The 4293-nt window shown below is 66.7% G+C and carries 3 protein-coding genes; all 3 read left to right on the top strand.

Annotation, left to right across the window (positions count from 1 at the left end):
• Positions 1–940 (top strand): FAD binding domain-containing protein (locus A8G08_RS17510; protein WP_245672873.1); only part of this gene is annotated, 940 nt, incomplete at its 5' end.
• Entirely contained in the window at positions 933–1424 is a 492-nt protein-coding gene (locus tag A8G08_RS17505) for a (2Fe-2S)-binding protein (RefSeq protein ID WP_068276848.1), read from the top strand. The genes A8G08_RS17510 and A8G08_RS17505, both read left to right, overlap by 8 nt.
• Complete coding sequence (locus A8G08_RS17500) at positions 1417–4011, top strand: xanthine dehydrogenase family protein molybdopterin-binding subunit (protein ID WP_068276854.1); 2595 nt, start codon at positions 1417–1419, stop codon at positions 4009–4011. The genes A8G08_RS17505 and A8G08_RS17500 overlap by 8 nt, the downstream gene beginning before the upstream one ends.
• Positions 4012–4293 lie beyond the last annotated feature (282 nt).

Below are 4293 nucleotides of genomic sequence, written 5' to 3'. Positions count from 1 at the left end.
TGCCGTCACCCGAACCGTAAAATCCGGGTTGGCCGAAGGGAGGCCTGCGGTGAAGATGTCGCCATTCGACTACCACCGACCTGAGACCGTCGACGAGGCGGTCGCACTGCTGGAAACCTACGGCGGGGACGGCAAAGTCCTCGCCGGTGGGCAAAGCCTTCTTCCGGTGCTCGCCCTGCGGCTGGCTCATCCCGGGCATCTCATCGACATCGGCCGGGTGCAGGGCTTGCAGTCGATAGAGGTGGAGGACGACGGCACCGTGTCGGTCGGAGCGAGCGTGACACACGCCCGCGTCGAGAGCTCCGATGTCATGGCCGCCGCCGCGCCCGCGGTGGCCGGCGCGATGCCGTACATCGGGCATCGGGCGATCCGGAGTCGGGGAACGGTATGCGGGAGCTTGGCCCACGCCGATCCGGCGGCGGAACTGCCCGCAGTTGCTCTGGCCGTCGGCGCGCAGATGATCGTGGTTGGCCCGTCGGGTCAGCGGACGATCGGTGCGGGCGACTTCTTCGAGGGGTATCTGTCCTGCGCCCTGGCCGAGGACGAGTTACTCATCGGAGTGCACTTTCCCGCATGGCCCCCACGCGCGGGATGGTCGGTGCTCGAGGTCAGCCGGCGGCACGGTGACTTCGCGTTGGTCGGATTGGTGGCGACAGTCGAGATCGACGAGGCCGGGTTGCTGCGGGGACCTGCGTTGTCGTTCTTCGGTGCAGCCAGTACGCCGGTGCGCGTCGCTGAGGCCGAGCAATTGCTGGACGGCAACGCTCCCGACCCGGCGCTGTTTGCCGAGGCAGCGGGTGTCGTGTCGGGTGCATTGGCGCCGGGCGCCGACGACCACGCATCGTCGCAGTACCGGGCCCATGTTGCCGGGGTGCTCACCCGCCGCGGGCTCGCCGAGGCCGCCGCTCGGGCCACGGAACGGGCGGCGTGTCATGCGTGAAATCACCCTCCGGGTGAATGGTCGCGACGAGCACGTGGCGGTCGAGGCCCGTACACCCCTGGCCGAATTGCTGCGCGACCACCTCGGACTCACCGGCACGCATCTCGGTTGCGAGCACGGCGTGTGTGGCGCATGCACGGTGGTGGTCGACGGGCAGCCGGTTCGTTCCTGCCTCATGCTGGCTGCGCAGGCGGAGGGATCGACCGTCGAGACCATCGAGTCGCTCGGCGACGGTGACGGCCTTGGCCTTGTCCAGCAGGCGATGTGGGAGCGCCACGCATTCCAATGCGCTTTCTGCGCACCGGGATTCCTCATGACGGTGCGGTGCCTGCTGGCGGACAACCCGACACCGACACCCGCGCAGATCAAAGAAGAGCTCTCCGGCAACCTCTGTCGCTGCACTGGGTACGCATCGATCCTCGACGGTGTCGCCGACGCGGTGGCCAAGTTGGCCGCCAGCGCGGGAGGTGCGACCGATGCGTGAACAGATCATGGGCCGATTCGTCGGGGCCCGCGTCCGCAGGGTCGAGGATCGCCGCCTGCTGAGCGGGCACGGTCGCTACATCGACGACGTCGTCGTCGCGGACATGGCGCACGCGGCCTTCGTCCGAAGCCCATTGCCCCACGCCCGGATCCGCGGAATCGACACCGCCCGTGCCACCGCCGTTCCCGGCGTGTACGCGATCTTCACCGGTGCTGACATCGCTGCGATCACCAACCCGCTGATCGGGATGATCTCCTTGCCGGGCCTGTACGACCCGTGGCACTGGGGCCTGGCCGTCGACCGCGTTCGTCTGGTCGGGGATCCGGTGGCCATCGTGATCGCGATATCACGCGCGGTGGCCGAGGATGCGGCAGAGATGGTCGACGTGGACTACGAGGAGCTCGAACCGATCGCGACATTGGCGCACGCCCACGATCCCAACCGCCCGGCGATCTGGCCAAAGGCCAACGGCAACAGCGTTTATCGGGCGTCGGAGTCGTTCGGCGATGTCGACGCGGCGTTCGCCGGGGCGGATCGAGTGATCAGCGAGACGTTCCGCCAGCACCGGCATGCCAACCAACCGATGGAGACCCGAGGCACGGTCGCCGAGATCGGCGCGGACGGCACCCTCACAGTGCACGCAGCCCATCAGGCTGCGCACGTCCTCAAATGGGTCATGGCACTGTGTTTGGCACGTCAGCCGGTGTGGATGTCGGTGCGCGACATGTTCCGCCAACGCGAACAGACCAAGGCCATCTTCGCCGGGGTCCGCGAGTTCGTTCGCGCCCACCCGACGCTGATGAAGGACACGCAGCCCATGGTGCCGATCATGCTGCGTCAGATCGCCAGGGACCCGATGCGGATGGTCCACCTCAACCGTGCACTCCTGGGATTGATGGCAACACCGAAGGAACGCCTCCCGCGCGTCGTGACCGGCGACATCGGCGGTGCGTTCGGATCGAAGACCACGGTGCTGCGTGAGGACATCGCCGTGTGCGCTGCCACGCTGCGCCTGGGTCGATCGATCAAGTGGATCGAGGACCGCAACGAGAACCTCGTGCTCGGCGGCCAAGCCCGGGACGAACAGGTCGCCGTCGAGGCTGCGGTGATGAACGACGGGACGGTGCGGGGCCTGCGCGCCAAGCTCACGATGGACGCGGGGGCCTATCCGGGATTCCCGTTCGGGGCACCGTTGTTCTGCCGCATCATCCAGACGATGTTCCCCGGTCCGTACCGGTTGGGCGCCATGCAGTTCGACACCGAGATCATCTCGTCCAACAAACCGACCTATGTCGCCTACCGGGGCCCGTGGGCGGTCGAGACCTGGGTCCGCGAACGACTATTCGATGTCCTGGCCCGCGAGCTGGGAATCAGTCGCGCAGAGATCCGGTTGCGTAACATCGTCGGTTCCGACATGCTCCCGACAACGATGCTCACCGGTCCGATCCTCGATACGCGGATGTCGGCGAAGGCCACCCTCGAGAAGGCGCTCGATGTCGCCGACTTCGAACATTGGGCAGAGCACCAGGCGGCGGCTCGGGAGCACGGTCGCCGCATGGGCATCGGGATCGCGACCTACATCGAAGCGGCTCCGGGCCCGCCCGGGTACGCCGACGTTCTCATGCCCGGCTTCTCCGCGTTCGCCGGGGTCGAGCCGATCCACGCAGTCCTCGAAGGCGACGGCAGCATTACGCTCCACACCCGGCAGGTGCCCCACGGTCAAGGCCACGAGACGACACTCGCTCAGGTGGCCGCCGACGAGCTCGGCGTTCCCGTCGAGGCCGTCCGAGTCAGGTACGGCGACACGAACTTCGCGCCTTTCGGCATCACGGGTACCGGCGGAAGCCTGTCGGCGGCGATGGCGGGCGGTGCGGTCGGGTTGGCTGCGCACACGCTGCGCGAGCGCATTGTCGACATTGCGGCGGACCTGTTCGAGGCGTCGCCGACCGATATCGATATCGAAGGCGGTGACATTCACGTCACGGGCATCCCCACCGTCGCGCTGACCTTCCGCCAGATCGCCGAGGAAGCCATACGGCATGACGTGGTCGGCGACGCCGGCCGGCTCGGCCGTGGTGAGGCCATCCGGGTTCACCGGGACTGGAACGGCGGCGAAGGCGGATGGGCGCAGTCCACCCACGTGTGCTGGGTCGAGGTCGATCTCGAAACCGGCCAGGTGAGAATTCCTCGCTACGCGGTCGTGGAGGACTGCGGCGAGATGATCAACCCGGCCATCGTCGAAGGACAGATCCGCGGCGGCATCGCGCAGGGCATAGGCGCCGTCCTCTACGAGAAAACGACCTACGGGGAGGACGGGCAGCCCCGGTCGGGAACATTCATGGACTACCTCATCCCCACCACGATGGAAATCCCCGACATCGAGATCCACCACATCCAGACACCGACCGACATCGCCTACAACTATCGAGGCGTCGGCGAAGGCGGCATGATCGGCGCACCCGCCGCGATCACCAACGCGGTCGAGGACGCCCTCGCCGACCTCGGCGTGAGGATCACCGAACAACACCTCCCCCCGACCAGAATCCTCGAGCTCGCAGGCATCATCCCCGAACCCAACCACCGATAGACGGCAGTCGCTCGAGCCCCTATTCCGAGTAGTCATCGCCAAGCAGAAGGTGAACTCACGGCCACGGCACGCCGTGCCAACCGAGGTCGAATGGGCGAGAGATGGCACTGCGTGCCACGATCCGGAATCACCGAGTTCCTGATTTTGGCCCTATTTTGGCCCGATGGACGCCCGGAACGGCGCTCTCGGAGACGGAGAATTCGCTTTCAAAATAGGCCTTGACCTGCAGTTTTACTGGTGGTCCCGGCTGGGATCGAACCAGCGACCTTCCGCGTGTGAAAT

Origin of the sequence: Aldersonia kunmingensis (assembly GCF_001646865.1) — a bacterium.
In the GTDB taxonomy this organism is placed as follows: Bacteria; Actinomycetota; Actinomycetes; order Mycobacteriales; family Mycobacteriaceae; genus Aldersonia; species Aldersonia kunmingensis.
This window is presented reverse-complemented; position numbering and strand designations above follow the sequence as displayed.